This window comes from Frankia sp. BMG5.23 (genome assembly GCF_000685765.2).
GTDB lineage: Bacteria > Actinomycetota > Actinomycetes > Frankiales > Frankiaceae > Frankia > Frankia casuarinae.
This window is the reverse complement of the sequence record NZ_JDWE01000025.1, coordinates 40,521-60,111: the sequence shown is the minus strand read 5'-3', so window position 1 is coordinate 60,111 and position 19,591 is coordinate 40,521. Positions and strand designations below refer to the sequence as shown.

Sequence of the window (19,591 nt, the reverse complement as noted above, 5' to 3'; positions counted from 1 at the left end):
GATCAGGGGCGAAAGCGGTCCGGGTCGGCTGCGGCCCAGTCCGCGGCCCAGTCCGCCGGCGGCTCGGCGAGCAGTTCCCCGGGTTCGAGCCACTCGTACAGCTCGGCGTAGCTGCGGGTGTCGGTGTGGGTGACCCGGCGCATCAGCATCCCCGGATGCAGCTGTTCGGGACCGGCGCAGCCCAGCGAGGCGATCATCTGTACCGCCTGGGCCACCGTGGCCTGCTGGTAGCGGCGCACCCGCTCGCCCTTGTCCGCGACGTCCACCGCGCGGGCGCGGCGCGGATCCTGGGTGGCCACCCCGACCGGGCAGGTGTTGGTGTGACAGCGTTGCGCCTGGATGCAGCCGACCGCCATCATCATCGCGCGGGCCGCGTTGGTGTAGTCGGCGCCCTGGGCGAGCCGTTTGACGATGTCCACCCCGGTGGCGATCTTGCCGCTCACCCCGATCCGGACCTGGTCTCGCAGGCCGACGCCGACGAGTGCGTTGTGCACCGTCATCAGGCCCTCGGTGAGCGGAGTACCGACGTGGTCCTCGTACTCCAGCGGCGCGGCGCCGGTGCCGCCCTCACCTCCGTCGACGACGACGAAGTCGGGGGTGATCCCCTCGGCCAGCATCGCCCGGCAGATCGCGAGCAGTTCCCGCCGGGGCCCCATACACAGTTTGAATCCCGTGGGCTTGCCGCCCGCGAGCTCCCGCATCCGGGCGATGAACAGCACCAGTTCCCGCGGAGTCGAGAAGACCCGGTGTCCCGGCGGGCTGACACAGGTCACCCCGGCCGGGACACCGCGGGCCCGCGCGATCTCGGCGCTGACCTTCGCCGCGGGCAGGATGCCGCCGAGGCCGGGCTTGGCGCCCTGGCTCAGCTTCAGCTCGACCATCCGGACCGACGGAAGAGCCGCCTTGTCCTTGAACAGCGCCGGGTCGAAGTCGCCGTCCGCCGTGCGAGCACCGAAGTAGCCGCTGCCGATCTCCCAGACGAGGTCGGCGTGGTAGCGCAGGTGATGCTCGGTGAGACCGCCCTCCCCGGTGTCATGGGCGAAACCGCCCGCCGCCGCGCCGCGGTTCATCGCGAGCACGGCGTTGCCCGATAACGCTCCGAAGCTCATCGCCGAGATGTTGAGCAGCGCCATGTCATACGGCTGGGTGCAGTCCGGGCCGCCGATGCGCACCCGGGGCGGCGGGGTGCCTGGCGCAACCGCCAGTGGCACCGTCGAATGCAGCAGGTACTCGTAGCCGACCGCGTTGACATCGCGCTCGGTGCCGAACGCCTGGTCGCTGTGGATGCCCTTCGCGCGTTCGTAGATGCTCGTCCGGATGTCGCGGTCGAACGGGCGGCCGTCGTAGTTGCGTTCGATGAAGTACTGCTGGATCTCCGGCCGGATGGACTCCAGCATGAAGCGGAGGTGGCCGAACACCGGGTAGTTCCGCAGGATTGCGTGCCGGCGTTGCGTGACGTCGTGGACGGCCAGGGCGAGCAGGGCGCCGGACACGGCGGCGGCCCCCCACCAGGCCGCCGACCACCACAGCCCGGCGGCGATTGCCGCCGCCATGAGCCCCGCCAGGGCCGGCAGTATCCCGAACGAGAACATCGCGATCCTTCCCTGCACCGGCCCCGTGCGCAGGCTGTGCGCGGGGCCGCGGCCGGCGGAACCCGGCCGATCTGCCTGGACCCGTCGGGTCCGGCGCCTTCGACGCTATACGCCGGACGGTTCACGAGGTGTTCCGCGGCCGCGGGGACACGCAATGGGCGGGAACTCGCAATGGCGAGCGGGCCGTCGGCGAACAGGGTGACTCCCCGTTCACAACAACTTTCACAGCACTCCGGAATGTCGGCCTCTTTCTCTCGGGCATCGGACCACCGGGGCACCGACGAGGTGCTCGATCCGGGAGAAAGTTTCACCCCAACTTTCCGCAAGGCGGGATCCTTCCTCCACCGCTGTCGTTTCCACTCGAACCTGGATGACTTCAACCAGCCGGTCGCACCTGGGCCGGAGGGCGGCATCCAGGACGCCAACGGCAACTTCGGAACGCCTACGATGGGGGTCATAACCGTGTCGGACAAAAAGCGGTAGACGTCATCAAGCGGTAGACGTCATCGAGGGCCGGCATCATTGAGGTGTGCTGGAAGGAGCGGCACCACATCGTCAACATCCTGGACCGGGATGACGGTCGGCAGCGATGAATCCCGGGTGTCCACGGCCCAGGTGTCGAGACCGATCACCGTCTTCCCGGTCCGGAGCGCGAAGGAGATCTCACTGAGCGTTCCCCAGCTTCCGCCGACGGCGACCAACGCGTCGCTGCCGCGGACGAGCAGGCCGTTGCGCAGCTCGCCCATCCCGGTCGGGAGGCTGACGGTGAGATGGTCGTTTCCCTCGTCCCGGGACAGGCCCGGCAGCAGCCCGATCGTCGTCCCGCCGCATCCGTCCGTCCCGCCACACCCGTCCGTCCCGCCACACCCGTCCGTCCCGCCACACCCGTCGATCCTCCCGCCGGTGAGCCGGTCGGGCGACCGCGCGCCGCATCGGACACGCCGCGCCCTGCACGCTTCGTCACGTTTTATCGAGGCCCGGCGGGATAGTAGAGACCCTGGTGGGCCCGTCGGCCCCACCAGCAGGGCCGACGGGCCGGACGGACGGGTCGGACGAGAGTGGCCGCGCGGGTGGGCCGGGCTAGGCGTCGGGTTGAGGTGTCGGGTGGCGGCCGGTACCCGACGATGACAAGGGTGGGGGTGCAGGTCCGTGGCGAGTAGCGCGGGATTCTTCCCGAGGCGGGTCATATCTGTGACACGCATGCGTAACCGGCCGGCCGTAGCGTAGCCCGCCATGAGCGACGCACGAATCGTGGCCGTCGGCGTCGAGGAGGAATTTCACATCCTCGATCTCACTACCCGTCAGCTCGTTCCCAGGGCCGAGGAGGTCCTCCGTCGACTCGACGGGGACTCGTTCTCTCCAGAGCTATTGAAATCGGTTGTCGAGACGAACAGTCAGCCGACGGCGGATCTGCTGGAGCTGCGGACGAACCTGCTCGATCTGCGGCGGCGACTCGCGGAGGTGACCGGCGAGCTCGGGCTCGGGCCGGCCGCCGCGGGCACCGTGCCGATCGTGGACATGGATCTGCTCGACGTCTCCCGGGACGACCGTTACGAGCAGATGACCGAGGACTACCAGATCGTCGCGCGCGAGCAGCTCATCTGCGGCGCCCAAGTGCACGTCGACGTGGCCGACCGCGACCTCGCGATGGCCGTCGTCGCCTGGACCGCGCCGTGGCTGCCGATGCTGCTGGCGCTCTCGGCCAGCTCGCCGTTCTGGATGGGCGCCGACAGCGGCTACGCGAGCATGCGCACGCTGGTGTGGCAGCGCTGGCCGACCGCGGGGGTCGCCGGGTCCTTCCGGACCGCCGCGGAGTACGACCAGCTCGTGGCAGACCTGATCAAGTCCGGGGTGATCAGCGACCCGGGGATGGTCTACTTCGACGTCCGCCCGTCGGCCCACCTGCCCACCGTCGAGCTGCGCATCTGCGATGCCTGCCCGGACGTCGACAACGTCATCCTTATCGCCGGGCTGTTCCGGGCGCTGGTGTGCCAGGCCATCGAGGAGATCGAGGCCGGCGGCCAGGCCCCGCCGCCACGCGCGGAGCTGCTGCGCGCGGCGACCTGGCGGGCGGCCCGGTCCGGCCTGGAGGGCGACCTCGTCGACATCCTCGGTGCCGGCCCGATACCGGCCCAGGCCATGCTGCGCCGGCTGCTCACCGAGGTCCGCCCGCAGCTCGAACGGTTCGACGACTGGGAGCTCATCGACAACCTGGCCGAACAGGCCGTCGGCCGGGGCAGCTCGGCGCACCGCCAGCGCCGGGCCTTCGCCCGTCGGGGTCTGCTCACCGACGTCGCGGATCTGGTGCTGGCCGAGACCCGCGACGTCCCGCCCGCGGGGGCGGCGGCCGCGCTGGGGAGCGCGCCCGCTGTGTCCGCCTCCGACCAGATCGCGCCGCGGCTGCTCGAGCGCTACCAGCCGACCGGGTACGACGAGATCGTCGACGCCCGCGGCGCGGTCCGTCCCCAGTACCGGGCCGTCATGCGCACCTTGGAACGGCTCGGCCCGGGCATCCTCGACGAACGGGTCGGGACGCGCGAGGCCGAGCAGAACGACCGGGGGATCGTCTTCCGGGCCTCGGGGGACTCCGCCAGCCGTCCCTTTCCGTTCGACCTGGTCCCGCGGATCATCGCCGCCGACGACTGGACGACCCTGACGACCGGGCTGAGCCAGCGGGTCCGGGCCCTGGAGGCGTTCCTGCACGACATCTACGGCGAGCGGGCGGCCGTCGCCGACGGGATCGTGCCGGCCTGGGTGGTCAACGACGCGCCGAGCCTGCGCCACGGCGGTCGCGCCGTCGGCCCGGACGCCATCCGGGTGACCGTCGCCGGCATCGACCTGGTCCGCGGCGGCGACGGCGGCTGGCTGGTGCTGGAGGACAACCTGCGCGTGCCGTCCGGTATCGCCTACGCCATGGAAGGCCGGCGGCTCGCCGAGTCGGTGCTGCCGGAGCTCGGTCCGCCGGCCGGCATCCTGCGACTGGACGGCATACCCGCCCTGCTGCACGAGGCGCTGGTCGCGGCGGCCCCGGCGGCGGCGACGGGGGACCCGGCGGTGGCCGTGCTGACCGGCGGGAAGACCGACGCGGCGTACTTCGAGCATTCCCTGCTCGCCGAGAAGATGGGCGTCGCGCTGGTGGAACCGGCGGATCTGCTGGTCGACGACAACGACGTCGTCTACCGGATCGACGGCTCCCGGCGGTGCCGCGTCGACGTCCTCTACCGCCGGATGGACGAGGACGACCTGTTCGGCGCCCTCGGAGCCGCCGGCACCCCGCTGGGGCTCCCGCTGCTGCGCGCGATCCGGGCCCGCCGGGTCGGCATAGCGAACGCTCTGGGTAACGGGGTGGGTGACGACAAGGTCGTCTACGCCTACGTCCCGCGGATGGTCACCTACTACCTGGGCGAGCAGCCGGTGCTCGATGACGTGCCGACCTATGTCTGCGGCGACCCGGAGCAGTGTGAACACGTGCTGGACAACCTCGATCAACTGGTGGTGAAACCGGTCGACGGGTACGGCGGGTCCGGCGTGGTCATCGGGCCGCACGCCGAGCCCTACCGGCTTACCGAGGTCCGCGAGCGGATCCTGGCCAATCCCCGGCAGTGGATCGGCCAGGAACTGGTGTCGCTGTCGACCCATCCGACCTGGCATGACAGCCATCTCGAACCCTGCGCGGTGGATCTGCGGGTCTTTGTCTACGCCGGGCGGGAGCCGCGGGTGGTGCCCGCGGCGCTCAGCCGGGTGGCGCCTCCCGGCAGTCTGATCGTCAACTCCTCGCAGGGCGGGGGATCCAAGGACACCTGGATTCCCCGCCGTTAGCCGGTGATTCCCCGCCGTCAACCGTTCCGTGGCCGATACTCTCCGTAGTCGGATCCAGGGTGGCCCGGTCTTCCGTCGCGGGATGCGCTGCGGTTCCGTGCGGGATGCGCTGCGGTTCCGTGCGGGTTGGCGACCGAGGGAGTTGGCAACATCGCGGACACTGTTGTGAAATCTCCGTCCTCGAAAGTGAGGTCGTAGTCAACGGCTGCGGTATCGGGAAGGAAGCCTCGGGGAATGGATCTCGCCTGACCTCATCGATCGACGGGAGCGCACATGTGCGGGCTGAGTGGCGAGCTGAGATTCGACGGCCGGGGAGCGAACGTCGACGCGGTGGTGCGGATGACCGCGACGATGGTGCCGCGGGGCCCGGACGGCGTGGGAGTATGGTCCGCCGGCCCGGTCGCGTTCGGGCACCGTCGCCTGAAGATCATCGATTTGTCCGAGTGCGGTGCCCAGCCCATGGTGGACAACGAACTCGGCCTGACCACGGTGTTCAACGGGTGCATCTACAATTATCAGGAGCTGCGTGACGAGCTGATCGCGGCCGGCTACCGCTTCTTCTCCACCTCCGACACGGAGGTGATCGGCAAGGCGTACCACCGGTGGGGGAGACGCTGCGTCGACCACTTCGCCGGGATGTTCGCCTTCGCCATCGCCGAGCGGGACAGCGGACGGCTGATCCTCGCCCGGGACCGGCTCGGCATCAAGCCGCTCTACCTCACCGGGAACAGCGAGCGCCTGCGGTTCGCCTCCACCCTGCCGGCCCTGCTCGCCGGCGGCGGCGTCTCCTCCGACATCGACCTGGTCGCCTTTCACCACTACCTGTCGTTCCACTCCGTGGTGCCCGCACCGCACACGATTCTGGCCGGGGTGCGCAAGCTGCCCGCGGCGACCGTGCGGGTGGTGGAGCCGGACGGCACCTCGACCGACGACCTGTACTGGCGTCCCAGCTTCACCCGCGATCCCGCGCACGCGGACTGGACCGCCCGTGACTGGCAGGACGCGATCGCCGAGCGGCTGCGCCTCGCGGTGCGCCGCCGGATGGTCGCCGATGTCCCGGTCGGCGTGTTGCTGTCCGGTGGGCTGGACTCCAGTCTGATCGTCGCGCTGCTCGCCGAGGCGGGGCAGAAGGATCTCGCGACCTTCAGTGTCGGGTTCGAGGCCGTCGGCGGCGAGCCCGGCGACGAGTTCGTCTACTCCGACGTCATCGCCCGGTACTTCGACACCGACCACCATCAGATCCGGGTGCCGGGGGCGAGGCTGCTGCCCGCCGTCGACGCGGCCGTCGCCGCGATGAGCGAGCCGATGGTCAGCCACGACTGCGTGGCCTTCTACCTGCTCTCCCAGGAGGTCTCCCGGCACGTCAAGGTCGTGCAGTCGGGGCAGGGCGCCGACGAGGTCTTCGCCGGGTATTCCTGGTATCCGCCGCTGGCGGGTGTTGGGCGGACCGACGCCGTCGACGCCTACCTGCGGGTCTTCGCCGACCGACCGCACCGGGACCTGCCCGCGATGGTGGAGCCGCACCATCTCATCGAGGCCGATGCCAGCCGGCACTTCGTCGCCTCCCACTTCGCCCGGCCGGGCGCCGAAACCGCCGTTGACGCCGCGCTGCGCATCGACTCGACGATCATGCTCGTTGACGACCCCGTGAAACGGGTCGACAACATGACGATGGCCGCGGGGCTTGAGGCCCGCACCCCGTTCCTCGACCACGAGTTGGTCGAGCTCGCCGCAGCCTGCCCGCCGGAGCTGAAGCTCGCCTCCGGCGGCAAGGGTGTGCTCAAGAACATCGGCCGCCCGCTGATGCCGGTCGACGTCATCGACCGACCCAAGGGGTACTTCCCGGTGCCGGCGATCCGCCATCTCGACGGGCCGTTCCTGGACCGGGTGCGCGAGGCGCTCACCGATCCGGCGGCGAAGGCGCGGGGTCTGTTCCGGCCGGTGTGGGTCCAGACGATGCTCGCCGCCCCGAACGACAACCGCACGGCGCTCGGCGCGAACGCCCTGTGGCAGGCCGCGCTGCTCGAGATGTGGCTCCAGACCCACACGGTCGCATGATCTACGTACATCGCACGACCCACGTACATCGCACGACCCACGTACATCGCACGACCCACGTACATCGCACGACCCACGTACATCGCACGACCCACGTACATCGCACGACCGAGTCGCATGATCCCTTGGAGTGACATGATCCGACCCGCGGTGGTGGCGCAGCCGGTGGTGGGACGGCCGGTGGTGGCGCACACCGTCGACTCCGGGCGTCCCGGCGATCTGTCCGACGCCTGGGTCGCGGCGGCGAGCTGTCGCGCACCGAGTACCGGCCCGCATGGTCGGCTCGCCTTCGTCGGCGATCGCGGCGGCGCCCCCGCGCTGTGGATCCGGGACCCGGATGGCCGGGAGCGCCCGGTTGACACCGGCCCCGGTCATGTCCGGGCGGTCCTGTGGTCGCCGACCGACGACCGGATCGCCGTCCACGTCGCGCCGGGCGGCGGGGAGCTCACCGAGGTCCGGACCGTCCGGGCGGACGGCGGTGACCTGCGCCACCTGGCCGGCGGCGGGAGGCGGGCCGCCACCCCAGCCCGCTGGACCGACGACGGCCACGGCCTCGTCGTGACCGAGTCCGACCGCTCCGATCCGTCCGGCCGCACCGCCGCGGTGCTGATCGACTCCGACGGGCGACGGACCCGCCTCGCCGCCGGAGTGGCGCTGCAGGTGTGCGACGTCGTCGTTCTCCCCGACCCCGCGCCGGACGGGACGGGGAGCGGCGGTCCGGGGCGGGGCCCGGCCGGTGGCGGGTACCGCCTGCTGCTGCGGGAGGGCCCCCGTGGCGTCCGGCGGGTGCTCGTGGTCGACACCATGATCGCAGCCAGGGAGGGGATCGCAGCCAGGGAGGGGATCGGCGGGTCATGGCAGGTGCCCGGCGGGACGGCGACCACCGTGACCGGTCGGTTCGTCGCCGACGGCCGTCGCCTGCTGCTGCTGTGCGACATCGGGCGGGACCGGGCCGCGTTGTTCGACGTCCCCGTCGACCCCACGGGCGATCCGACCGGCGGGCCGCGGGTCCTCGCCGCCCGGGATGACGCCGATCTGGAGCGGTTCGCCCTGCTCGATCCGGATCGGGCGGTCGTCGTCTGGAACGTGGGCGGGCGCAGCGAGCTCGCGCTGGTCGATCTGCCCACCGGACGGTCACTGACGCTGCCGCCGCTTCCCCGCGACGTCGTCACCGGCGTGCTCGTCCGGCCCGGGGGGCGGAAGCTCGTGCTTGCCCTGGATGGTGCCACCAGGCCGGGGGAGATCTGGACCTGGGATCTCACCGCGCCATCCGCCGGCTACCGTCGGCTGATCTCGCACGCTCCCGTCGAGGCAGTGACCATCCCGGGACCGCGGGTCGTCCTGAACATCGACGTTGACGGCCTGGGATCCGACAGCCCGGGGCCATCCGGGCCATCCGGGCCATCCGGGCCATCCATGCCATCCGGGCTATCCGCGCCGGCGCGTGTACCCGGGATCCCCGGGCCCCGCACCGGTGACCACCCGCGGCTGGTCCGTCCGGTGCCGTGCGCCCTGCCGGCCCACGACGGCCGGGAACTGTCCGGTTGGTGGTACCGCCCGCACGGCCCGCGAGGACCGGTCCCGACCCTGCTCCACCTGCACGGCGGCCCGGAGGCGCAGGAGCGTCCCGTCTACAACCCGCTGTTCCAGGCCGTGCTCGCCCGGGGGATCGCGGTGTTCGCGCCGAACGTGCGCGGCTCCACCGGATTCGGCCGGTCGTTCGAGGAGGCCGATCACACCCATCGTCGGTTCGGCGGCATCGCCGACGTCCGCAGCTGCGTGGCGCATCTGGTCGCGACGGGCCTGGCTGACCCGGACCGGATCGGCGTCGCCGGCCGCTCCTACGGCGGCTATCTGACGCTGGCGGCGATGGTCCACTTCCCGGAGCTGTTCCGGGTCGGGGTAGACGTCTGCGGGATGGTTGATCTGGAGAGCTTCTATCAGTACACCGAGCCGTGGATCGCCGCGTCCGCGGTCACCAAGTACGGTGATCCACGCACCGAGCCGGCGTTGCTGCGGGCGCTGTCCCCGCTGCACCGGATGAGCGCCCTCGCCGCGCCGTTGCTCGTCGTGCATGGGGAGAACGACACCAACGTCCCGGTGATCGAGGCGGAGCAGACGGTCGCCGCGGCCCTCGCTCGCGGCGTCGACTGCCGTTACCTGCTCTTTCCCGGCGAGGGGCACGAGATCGCGGATCTGCGCCACCGCAGGTCGTTCGTCCGAGCGGTCGTCGACTGGCTGACCCCCCGGCTGCTGACCCCCTGACCCCCTGACCCCCTTGTCCCCTTGCCCCCCTGACCCCCTGTCCCCTGACCCCCTGTCCCCTGACCGCCGGACGGCTGACGGCCGGGGGAGGGACTGCGGAGGGACCTCAGAGTCGGCGGGTGAAGTGGAAGGCCGCGATCGTGAAGCCGGTTCGCAGGTAGAGCCGGTGCGCCTCGTAGCGGTGGGTGCCGGCGTCGAGATGGATATGTTCGCAGCCGAGCCGGCGCGCCTCCCGTTCACTCCAGGCGAGCAGCCGGGTGGCGTGCCCCCGCCCCCGCGCCGCCAGGATCGTGGACAGATCGTCGATGACCAGATGCCGCCCGTAGGCGAGCGAGGTCACCTGCCGGAATCCGACCGCCGCGACCACCCGTCCCAGCTCCCCGTCCCATGACGCGACCAGGCGGTAGCCCTCGGGGCGCTGGACCTCGTTGACGAGCTTGACGAACCCGGTGGAGGTCAGGTGCGGCCGAAGCTGCCGCATGGGGTCGAACGCCAGCCAGGTACGATCCGCCTCCAGCTCCTCGATCTTCACATACCGTATTCTTGCAGCTTCACCAGGTGAGCCGACGTCCCCCGGACGGGTAGAGCGCTCAGAACCAGCCGCGGCGGCGGCCCAGGTGCTCCAGCTGCTGGTGGAGCAGCCCGGCGAGCTGGTGCCGGTCGGTGTCGTGGTGGCCGAGCCGGAACCGGCTGAGCTCGTCGCCGCCGGAGGACAGCAGCCCACCGCGGCGGTCGGCCTCCAGGACGACGTCCACCCCGGAGCCGTCGACGAGGAAGGTGACCTCCAGTTCGGAGATGCGCCGGGCGTACTCGCCCGACGGCTTCAGCTCGATCTCCTGGTAGAAGGGCAGGTCGGAGCCGTGTAGGCGGCCCTTCTCGACGTTGGCGGACTTGAAGTGGAAGCCGAGGTCACCGAGGGCGGCGAGCACCGCCTCCTGGACGGGCAGCGGGTGCACGTTCACCGCGTCGAGGTCACCCGGGTCCACCGCCCCGGGGATGGCCAGCTTGGTCCGCACCCCGATCTTCATCCCGTGCAGATGCCACCCGCCGATGTCGGTGATCGGGGTCTGCCACGGCACGGGCAGCTCGAAGCGGCCGCTGATCTGCTGCTCCGGGTGGATAGTGAAGCCGCCACCGATCTGCTGGGTACCGAAGGTGACCTGCTCGTGCCAGGTCGAGTCGTCGGTCTCGACCTCGACGGTCGCCTCGAGCGCGACGAGGACCTTCTCGATCTTCTGCTCGACCTTGCCGCCGGTGACGGTGGTCAGACCGGTCACGACCTGGCCCGGCAGGGTTTCCGGACGGTCCAGCACGGTCTCGACCGCGGCCCCGCCCACGCCGAGCCGCGACATGAACCGCTTCATCCCCATGGTGTGCCCGTCCTCCGCTTCCGTTCTCGTGTGTGCGCAGGACACGTTCTCACATCCGCCTGACGACCGGACCGCCGGAACGGCTCCCGGGTCGGCAGGGTGACAGCGGGCGGGGCGGGTGACAGCGGGCGGAGCGTGTCAACGGGCGGAGCGTGTCAACGGGCTGGTGACGCGGATGGGGTACGGCGTCCGGCTTCGGGGCGAACCGGTACCATTCCGCTTCGTGACCTGCATCGTCGGGGTACAGCAGGACGGCCGGGTCGTGATCGGTGGGGACAGCGCCGGTGTCGCTGGCTGGTCTATCACTGTCCGTGCGGATACCAAGGTGTTTCGTAACAGTGAGTTCATTATGGGGTTCACTGATTCGTTCCGGATGGGCCAGCTGCTCCGCTACAGCCTCGTGCCCCCGGTCCCGCAGGACTGGGATCTCGATCGGTTCATGGCGACGGACTTCATCGCGGTGGTCCGGGACTGCCTGCGTGACGGCGGCTTCGCCCGCAACGACTCCGGCAATGAGAGCGGCGGGCTGTTCCTGGTCGGCCTCCGCGGACACCTCTACCGCATCGACTCGGACTACCAGATCGGCCGCAGCGCGGACAACTACTATGCGGTCGGCAGCGGCGACGAGTACGCCTGCGGCTCGCTGCACAGCACCCGGGGCCTCGACCCGAAACAGCGGGTCCGGATGGCGCTGGAGGCCGCGGCCCACCACTCGACCGGGGTGTGCCCGCCGTTCCACATCATCTCCTCCGACGACATCTCCTCCGACGACGTGACCACCTACGACGCCTCGGACTGACCGGGCGCCTCGGACTGACCGGGCGCCTCGGACTGACCGGGCGCCTCGGACTGACCGGGCGCCTCGGACTGGCCGGGCGCCTCGGACTGGCCGGGCGCCTCGGACTGGCCGGACAGCGGTCAGCGGTGGAGCCGTTCCGCGGCCAGCGCGGCGAAGGCCGACGTGCCGGCGAGCGGTTCGAAGCGTTGCGCGGCTGCGGTCAACGTGCCGTACTCGTCCTCGGTGAGCGTGATGTCGGCCGCGGCGGCGTTGTTCTCCACCTGGGCGACGCTGGACGCCCCCGGGATCGCGACGACCGACGGATGATGGATCGCCCAGGCCAGCGCGATCTGGGCGGGGGTGGCGTCGTGCGTGGCGGCGACCTCGCGTAGGACGTCGAGCAGCGGGGTGGCGCGGGCCAGATTCTCGGTGAGGAACAGCGGGTTTATCGCGCGGATCCGCCCGGTCGGGCGGTTCGTGACGTCGTAGCGGCCCGAGAGCAGCCCCTGGCTCAGCGGGCTCCAGGCGATCACGATCCGGGACTCCCGGGCGGCGAACGCCAGCAGCTCCTCGCCCCGCCTGCGCCGAACCAGGCTGTACTCGACCTGGTTGGACAGGATGGGCGCGCCGAGCGCCGCCTCGGCGTCCTGCCAGCGGGTCAGCGAGTAGTTGCTGACCCCGACGTCCCCGACGAGGCCGACGGCGCGCAGCGCCGCCATCCCGCGCATCGTCTGGCCGTCCCTGATCACCGGATTGGGCTGGTGGACCTGATACAGGTCGATGCGGTGCACCCCGAGCCGGTTCGCGCTCGCGACCGCCCGCTGCTCGACGATCGGAGCCAGCGGGAGCACGGGGAACACCTTCGTCGCCACGTACGCCCGGTCCAGCGCGTCCGGGATCCCGGCCAGCGCCGAGCCGAGGATGCGTTCGCTGCGTCCCATCCCGTAGATCTCGGCGGAGTCGAACAGCGTCACCCCGAGTTCGAGGGCCCGGCGCACGATGCGCCCGGCCTCGGTGTCGGCGTAGCTCGCCCCGTACCCCCACTCCCTGGACCCGAACTGCCAGGTTCCGAGGCCGATCTTGGATATCTTCTTACCGCTGGCTGTCGTGATGCCCTCGACGTAGCGCATCTGTCCAGTGAACGCCCGACCATGTCGGAGCGCGAGAGGAGCCTCACCGGTAGCCGCTCCGATGCCGGTGTCGTCGTCGAATCGTCCTGTCCGCGAATCGTCTTGTCCGGGGATCGACAGCGTTCCCGGCGCCGACGTGTTCGGCTGTACTCTCCGGCAGCTGCTAGGTTGCCGGCAGTCCGGTTCGTGCGGATGCGGGCGGGTGCTGGCTGGCCGGTTGGGCACGGTAACGCCGGTAGGTCATGGTTGCGCCGGTCCGGCACGGAATGCCAGGTGGAGGGAGCGTGTTGGTCACCCAGTTCAGTCGAGGGCAGAAGGCGCAGCTGTCGACGATCACCCCGGGCACCGACCTGTACGTCGGGATCCAGATCAATGCGCCGGGGGAGTGGGACATCTCCTGCTTCGGCCTGGACGGCGCCGATCGCCTCACCGACGACCGCTACTTCGTCTTCTTCAACCAGCCGGCGTCGCCGGAAAAGTCCATCCAGCTCCTCGGGCCGCAGGCCGGCGACAGTCAGGCGTTCCGGGTCACCCTCGACCAGGTGCCCGCCTCGATCGGCCGGCTGTCGTTCTGCGCCGCCCTCGACGGTGCCGGTAGCGCCTCGGCTATCTCGTCGGGGTACCTGCGGGTCGTCGTCGCGGGAACCGAGGTGCTGCGCTACTCCTTCACCGGCGCCGACTTCACCAGCGAGCGCGCCGTGATGATCGCCGACATCTACCGCAAGGGTGTGTGGCGGATCGCCGCCGTGGGCCAGGGGTTCCAGGGGGGACTGGCCGAGCTCATCCGCTCTTACGGTGGTGAGGTCGCCGACGAGGCGCCGCAGCCGGCCCCCGCTCCCGGTTTCGGCGCTCCCGGTTTCGGCGCTCCGCTCGCTGCACCGCCGCCCATGGGCTTCGCGGGTGGGATGCCCGCCACCGGCATGCCGGGTGGGATGCCGCCGACCGGCGCGTTCGGCGGACCCGAGATCCTGCCGTCGCAGGCGCGACCCACCCTGCCCGGGGCGATGAACAGCCTGGATCCCTACCGTGAGGTGCCGACCGCCGGTCGGTGGACCCAGCAGAACGGCAAGCTGGTCAAGGTCACCCTCGGTCCGGACGCGTTGGCGCTGCGCGGGTCGATGGTCGCCTACCAGGGCAGCGTCGAGTTCGACTACAAGAGCAGCGGGCTGCGCGGTCTCATCGAGGGCAAGCTGACCGGCCAGAGCCTCAAGCTGATGACCTGCAAGGGCTCGGGTGAGGTCTTCCTTGCCCAGGACGCCGCGGACCTGCACATCGTCGAGCTCGGCAGCTCCTCCCTCTGCGTCAACGCGAAGAACCTGCTGGCGATGGACGCCACCGTGCGCACCGAGGTGCGTCGGATCGAGAGCCCCGGCATCCCCGGCGGGGGGTTCTTCCACTTCGAGGTCTCCGGGCCGGGTTCGGTGGTCGTCATGACCAAGGGGTCTCCGATGACCCTCACCGTGCAGGGCCCGACCTTCGCGGACATGAACGCCCTCGTCGCCTGGACCACCGGCATGCGGGTCAGCGTGTCCACTCAGGTCCGGATCTCCCGGCAGATCTACGCCGGCGGTAGCGGCGAGGCACTGGCTCTGCAGTTCATGGGGTTCGCGGGGCACTTCATCGTCGTCCAGCCGTACGAGGTCTGAGGCGTGTCGACCATCCGGGAAGCGCGCCTGGCGGGAGGACCGCCGGGGGAGAGGAGCGGGCCGTGCAGGGCAGCCTGATCCAGCACTACGGACCAACTCCGATCATGGAACGGATGAGCAGGCACGGCTCGAAGATCGCCAAGGTGGTCATGAACCCGGGCCAGGATCTCTTCGCCCGGGTCGGGTCAATGATCGCCTACGAGGGGTTGATCGACTTCAATCCGCAGCCGCCGCAGCTCGGCCGGATCGCCTCCTCCTGGGCGACGGGTGAGGGCGTTCCGCTCATGACGGCGACCGGCCAGGGGCTGCTGTACCTCGCGGACTACGGCAAGGAGGTCATCGTCGCGCAGCTTGCCGGCGAGGGACTCTCGGTCAACGGCAAGAACATCCTGGCCTTCGACGCCGGGCTGCAGTGGAGCATCGAGCGGGTCCGCGGCATCACCATGCTGTCCGGAATGGGGATGTTCAACGTGGTGGTGCGTGGGCACGGCTGGGTGGCGCTGACCGCCAAGGGCAGTCCGATCGTGCTCGACACCCGGGAGGCGTCGACCTACGTCGACACCGACGCCCTCGTCGCCTACACCGATGGGCTGCGCGTCGAGCCCCGGCGCACCGCCCGGCTCGGCGGGCTCATCGGGCGCGGCTCCGGGGAGGCGTTCCAGCTCGGCTTTTCCGGCCAGGGGTTCGTCGTCGTGCAACCGAGCGAGGACGAGCGGCCGACCTTCTCGGTGCGGGGCTGAGGCCGCGATGGCACGGTGGGGGCGGGCGGCCGGGTACCGGCGCCGGACGGCGGAGCGCACCGCGGAGAGGACGGGGACGGCGACATGACGCAGGGCGGGATGTACGGCGGCCACCCGAGTGGTCCGCAGGGCAACTATCCCGGCGGTGGTCCGGGCTATCCGCCGGGCCAGGGCTATCCGCCGGGCCAGGGGACACCTCCCGGTGGCTCCGGTGGGCCGGCCGGCGGCATCCGCAGCAGTCTCCTGGACAATCCCGAGCGTCCCTCGGACGAGCCGTTTTCCCTGCAGAACGGCAAGATGCTCAAGGCGACGCTTGGCGCCCGCGGGATGCGGGAGTTCTATGCCCGCAAGGGCGCGATGGTCGCCTACCAGGGTGCCGCGAACTTCGACGCGCACTGGGAGGGCTGGGGCTCGCGTTTCCACAGCTTCTTCAGCGGCGGCGAGGGCCTGAACCTCATGCAGGTCTCCGGATCGGGTTCGGTCTTCCTCGCCAACCAGGCGCAGGACATCCACATCCTCGACCTGGTCGGTGATGGGCTCACCGTCGACGGCAAGAACGTGCTCGCCTTCAACGCCGACCTGACCTGGGACCTGGTGCGGGTGGACAGCCAGGTCGGCATCGCCGGTGTCGGGAGCTACCAGGTCGAGCTGCGCGGCAACGGCCGGGTCGCTGTCTGCACGTCCGGGGCGCCGCTGGTCATGCACGTAACGCATCAGAACTACTACTTCGCGGACGCCGACGCGGTCGTCGGCTGGTCATCGAGCCTGCAGGTCTCGATGCAGGCGGCGGTGACGTCCTCGGCCGTGTGGCGACCCCGGGGGAACACCGGGGAGAGCTGGCAGATGCAGTTCACCGGCGAGGGCTTCGTCATCGTGCAGCCCTGCGAGCTACTTCCGCCGTACAACGCGCTCGCGGGTGCCGGTCTCGCCGGACAGTTCGGCCTCGGCCAGGGCGGGTTCCAGGGCAACCAGCACGGCGGTCACGGTGGTCACGGCCCAGGCGGCGGTTTCGGCGGTGGCGGCCTAGGCGGTCTGTTCGGTAACCGCTGAGGCGACACCGCCTGCGACGGACGGGCGGCGAGGCGTGGGGGGTCATCTCGCCCGCTCGACGCCCTCGGCGTATCCGGCATTCTTGGCGTATCCGGCATTCTTGGTGTATCCGGCATCCTCGGCGAACACGTCGGGGGTGCGGACGTGTTCGGGCCGAAATCCGATGCCGATGACTCGCCCGAGTAGCCGCCCGAGTACCCGCCCGAGCACCCGCCCGATCCGCGGCGCCGCCGTGGCGGTCACCCCATAGGACATCATGGCCGTCACCAGGTTGGACATCCCGGCCCGCACCGCCCCCGTCATCGTCCTTGCCGTCGCGTTCGTCGTCGCGTTCGTCAGGGGGGCACGCGCGACCTGGCGCGACGGGCTGCCGCCGTGCGCTGGCCGCTCGTCGTCACCCAACAGGCGTACCAGGAAGGCGCCCTGCCGGACCTGGATCATCTGCATGAGCACGACCGGCCAGGTCCGCCGGCGCTGCACCCGCCGCAGCTCGGCCGGCTCGGGTGGCCCGGCCCGCAGCGTCACGGCCATCAGGTTCGCCGTCGCCACCGCGTCCTGGACGGCGTAGTTCACCCCGACGCCGCCCGCCGGGGACATCGCGTGGGCGGCGTCGCCGATGCAGAGCAGACCCGGCTGGAACCATCGGCGAAGCCGGTCGACCTGCACCACCAGGGTCTTCACCTGGTCCCAGTCGGTGAGGTCGTCAACGGCACCGGACAGCGCCGGCGCCGCGGTGGTGATCTGCGCACGGAACGCCGCCAGCCCGCCGGCCGTCCTTGGCTGCCGCTGCGCCGACCCCTTCCGGACCACCATGCCGCACTGCCAGTAGTCGCGTCGATCCAGGGTGATCAGGGCGTGGCCCTTGCGGAGGTGCGCCAGGGTGAATCCGTCCCCGTTTCCCTCCTCCCCACGCTCGTTCCCCTTCTCCTCCCCACGCCCGTTCCCCTCCTCGTTCCCGTTCCCGTCCCTCGCCGCCCGGCGGCCGCTCGCGGACCTGTCACCCATGTCTTTCGGCAGCCGGAACCAGAGGACGTCGAAGGGAGCGCCGCGCTCCCGCACCGGCAGGCCGGCACGGGACCGCAGGGTCGAGTGCCGGCCGTCGGCGGCCACCGTCAGATCCGCCCGGATCTCGACCTCCCCGAGGGGGCCGGCCGCGCGCACGCCCACGACCCGTCCATTCGCCCGGACCAGGTCGGTCGCCTCGGTGCTCATCGCCAGGCGGAACGTCGGATAGGCACCGGCCCGCTCGGCCAGAAACGTGAGAAAGTCCCATTGGGGCATCAGGGCGATGAACGGGCAGGGCGTCCGCAGGTGCCGGAAGTCCACAACGGTCCGGCGCCGGCCCGCCATATCCAAAGCCAGCGTGGCGGCCCGGGTGTGCGGGATGCGAAGGAAGTCCGTCAGCAGGCCCAGCTCCGCCATCACTGCCATCGTGGACGGGTGAATCGTGTCACCGCGGAAGTCACGGGCAAAATCATCGTGCTTTTCCAGCACGATGACGTCCACCCCTGCGCGGGCCAGCAACAGACCGAGCATCATCCCCGCCGGCCCACCGCCCGCGATGACGCATCGGGTGGTCCAGCGCAACGGTGCGGATGATGTTCCCATGCCAGCTCCCCGGATCCCGCCCCGGGCCTGCCCCGCGTCGGCCGCCACCAGGCGGAGCGACCGCGGCGGTCCCCGGAGCCCGTCGTCCCCGTCATCCTGCCCGGACGTCCTGCCCCGCCGAGGAGATGATCGAACCTGCCGTCGCCAGGCGCTGAGACTCCCGCTCGTCAGGTGCAGCCCTTCCAGCGCGAACCATTCGATGGCCGGAGGCTGGACTTCCGCGAGTACCGGTAACAGTTCGACCTCGTCGCCCGCCAGGAGGGGGGCATCAGGAGGGGGGCATCGGGGCGGGGGCATCGTGGCGAGAGACGTCAGGCAGGCGACGGGTGGGGCGTGGCAGGGCGGGCGAGCGGGCGAGCAGGACGACCCCGCCCACGACCAGCAGAGCCGCCACCGTGACACCCGTGATAACCCCGGGGGTGTCCGGGGCGGGTACCCCGAAGACGAGCACGGCGAGAGTGTAGGAGACCGTCGGATTGGTGATGTTCATGGCGGTGACGGTCGGCGCGAGCGGACCCACGGCGAACGCCATCTGCCCGAATACGAGGCTGGCCATCGTGACTCCGCACAGGGCGTAGGCGAACCAGTGGGTCGCGGTGGTAGCGATCCCCTCGTTCAGGGTCTCGTCGGTGGCCTGCTTCATCAGCAGGGCGCTCAGCGCGAAGAACAGCCCGGCGCCGACTCCGAGCATCGCCGCACGCATTGCTGGTCGCCGGCCGCGGGAGAAGACCGTCAGCGTCGCCGCGAGGGCAATGATCGCGAGGATGGTCAGCGCCAGCCGGTATTCGTCCAGGGGAGCATGGGCGGGTAGGCGTCCCTGGACCGTGAGGAGCAGCGCGAGGCCTGCGCAGATCGATGCCACCGCCCACCATGCTCCCCGCGCCATCCGTAGATGGGTGCGGACCAGGCCCAGCGGGAGCGCGAACAGTAACTGGGTGACCATGAGGGGCTGCACCTCGGCGAGGGAACCAAGGTGTAGGGCGAGCGCCTGGGTGAAGAACCCGGCGACGTTTGTCAGCCAGCCCAGCAGCCACATCGGTTCGCGTGCCAGGTCGACCAGATGCCCCATTCCGGGCAGCGCGTGCGTCCGGTCGTCACGGGCGGCGAACCGGCTGCGTCCGGCGGCGCGTTGTTGCAGAGCCGCGGACGACGCGAGCAGGAACGCGGCGCACAGGGCCAGCGGGATGAAGAGCAACACGGATCGTTCGGTCCGTCAGGCGGAGCCGGCCCGCGGGGCGGCTGCCGGCGGGCGGCCGGACGCGCCGGCGGGATGGCGGCCGCCCCGCGCGGGCGTACTCATCGGGCTGGGTGCCTCGTCGGGGAGCGTCGGAGACAGCGGGACCGCCGGGACCGCCGGGACCGGGTGTACGCCGCCGAGCGGCCGGTCGAGCCGCCGCGGCGCATCGCCTGGACCGCGCATGTTGGACACGATGGCCGTAATGTACCGGCCCGGGGAACCGGATGTGATGTATCCCGGCTGGTGGGCGCCGGTGTGATCCGAGCGGGAACGTCCTGCTCGCCGGGCCTCGGCGTAG

The 19,591-nt window shown here is 70.8% G+C and carries 14 protein-coding genes; 7 read left to right on the top strand and 7 right to left on the bottom strand.

Features of this window, described 5'->3' with window-relative positions; translation table 11 throughout:
• Window positions 1-2 precede the first annotated feature (2 nt).
• Together BMG523DRAFT_RS13185 and BMG523DRAFT_RS13175 are read right to left on the bottom strand one after the other, a co-directional pair.
• Complete coding sequence (locus tag BMG523DRAFT_RS13185) at window positions 3-1,592, bottom strand: FMN-binding glutamate synthase family protein (RefSeq protein ID WP_043591293.1); 1,590 nt, start codon at window positions 1,590-1,592, stop codon at window positions 3-5.
• Window positions 1,593-2,095: 503 nt separating this feature from the next.
• The gene (locus BMG523DRAFT_RS13175) at window positions 2,096-2,779 is read right to left on the bottom strand and encodes a hypothetical protein (protein WP_368671109.1); all 684 of its coding nucleotides are present in this window, start codon (window positions 2,777-2,779) and stop codon (window positions 2,096-2,098) included.
• 46 nt (window positions 2,780-2,825) lie between these two features.
• On the opposite strand from BMG523DRAFT_RS13175, the gene BMG523DRAFT_RS13170 reads away from it, so the two are divergent.
• The 3 genes from BMG523DRAFT_RS13170 to BMG523DRAFT_RS13160 all read left to right on the top strand — a co-directional run bounded on the left by BMG523DRAFT_RS13170 (window position 2,826) and on the right by BMG523DRAFT_RS13160 (window position 9,734).
• Window positions 2,826-5,411, top strand: a complete 2,586-nt coding sequence (locus BMG523DRAFT_RS13170; protein ID WP_011437298.1) for a carboxylate--amine ligase/circularly permuted type 2 ATP-grasp protein — start codon at window positions 2,826-2,828, stop codon at window positions 5,409-5,411.
• Window positions 5,412-5,684: 273 nt separating this feature from the next.
• Window positions 5,685-7,469 carry an N-acetylglutaminylglutamine amidotransferase gene (locus BMG523DRAFT_RS13165; RefSeq protein ID WP_043591291.1) on the top strand — a complete coding sequence of 595 codons (1,785 nt, stop codon included), beginning with the start codon at window positions 5,685-5,687 and terminating at the stop codon, window positions 7,467-7,469.
• Window positions 7,470-7,604: 135 nt separating this feature from the next.
• Window positions 7,605-9,734: a prolyl oligopeptidase family serine peptidase gene (locus BMG523DRAFT_RS13160; protein WP_043591290.1), complete on the top strand. Its 2,130-nt coding sequence runs from the start codon at window positions 7,605-7,607 to the stop codon at window positions 9,732-9,734.
• 106 nt (window positions 9,735-9,840) lie between these two features.
• Here the strand turns inward: BMG523DRAFT_RS13160 and BMG523DRAFT_RS13155 are convergent, their stop codons facing one another.
• Both BMG523DRAFT_RS13155 and BMG523DRAFT_RS13150 read right to left on the bottom strand, forming a co-directional pair.
• A complete protein-coding gene (locus tag BMG523DRAFT_RS13155; protein ID WP_011437295.1) occupies window positions 9,841-10,266 on the bottom strand; it encodes a GNAT family N-acetyltransferase in 426 nt (141 codons plus the stop codon).
• Window positions 10,267-10,324: 58 nt separating this feature from the next.
• Window positions 10,325-11,104, bottom strand: coding sequence for a sporulation protein (locus tag BMG523DRAFT_RS13150; RefSeq protein ID WP_043591288.1), 780 nt, complete (start codon window positions 11,102-11,104; stop codon window positions 10,325-10,327).
• A gap of 223 nt (window positions 11,105-11,327) precedes the next feature.
• On the opposite strand from BMG523DRAFT_RS13150, the gene BMG523DRAFT_RS13145 reads away from it, so the two are divergent.
• The gene (locus tag BMG523DRAFT_RS13145) at window positions 11,328-11,903 is read left to right on the top strand and encodes a hypothetical protein (protein ID WP_035733167.1); all 576 of its coding nucleotides are present in this window, start codon (window positions 11,328-11,330) and stop codon (window positions 11,901-11,903) included.
• 119 nt (window positions 11,904-12,022) lie between these two features.
• On the opposite strand, the gene BMG523DRAFT_RS13140 is transcribed toward BMG523DRAFT_RS13145, so the two are convergent.
• The gene (locus BMG523DRAFT_RS13140) at window positions 12,023-13,012 is read right to left on the bottom strand and encodes an aldo/keto reductase (protein ID WP_011437292.1); all 990 of its coding nucleotides are present in this window, start codon (window positions 13,010-13,012) and stop codon (window positions 12,023-12,025) included.
• 287 nt (window positions 13,013-13,299) lie between these two features.
• Here BMG523DRAFT_RS13140 and BMG523DRAFT_RS13135 point away from each other — a divergent pair, with 287 nt between their 5' ends.
• From BMG523DRAFT_RS13135 to BMG523DRAFT_RS13125, 3 genes are all read left to right on the top strand, one after another.
• Window positions 13,300-14,658 (top strand): TerD family protein, encoded by a 1,359-nt coding sequence (locus tag BMG523DRAFT_RS13135; RefSeq protein WP_035912209.1) that lies wholly within the window; start codon window positions 13,300-13,302, stop codon window positions 14,656-14,658.
• Between the two features lie 62 nt (window positions 14,659-14,720).
• Window positions 14,721-15,398, top strand: coding sequence for an AIM24 family protein (locus BMG523DRAFT_RS13130; RefSeq protein WP_011437290.1), 678 nt, complete (start codon window positions 14,721-14,723; stop codon window positions 15,396-15,398).
• A gap of 84 nt (window positions 15,399-15,482) precedes the next feature.
• Entirely contained in the window at window positions 15,483-16,448 is a 966-nt protein-coding gene (locus tag BMG523DRAFT_RS13125; protein WP_083494825.1) for an AIM24 family protein, read from the top strand.
• A 42-nt stretch (window positions 16,449-16,490) separates the two neighbouring features.
• Here the strand turns inward: BMG523DRAFT_RS13125 and BMG523DRAFT_RS13120 are convergent, their stop codons facing one another.
• Together BMG523DRAFT_RS13120 and BMG523DRAFT_RS13115 are read right to left on the bottom strand one after the other, a co-directional pair.
• On the bottom strand, window positions 16,491-18,056 hold the full coding sequence (locus tag BMG523DRAFT_RS13120) for an FAD-dependent oxidoreductase (RefSeq protein ID WP_011437288.1): 1,566 nt from the start codon (window positions 18,054-18,056) through the stop codon (window positions 16,491-16,493).
• A gap of 268 nt (window positions 18,057-18,324) precedes the next feature.
• Window positions 18,325-19,254 (bottom strand): DMT family transporter, encoded by a 930-nt coding sequence (locus BMG523DRAFT_RS13115; protein WP_011437287.1) that lies wholly within the window; start codon window positions 19,252-19,254, stop codon window positions 18,325-18,327.
• Between the last annotated feature and the right edge of the window lie 337 nt (window positions 19,255-19,591).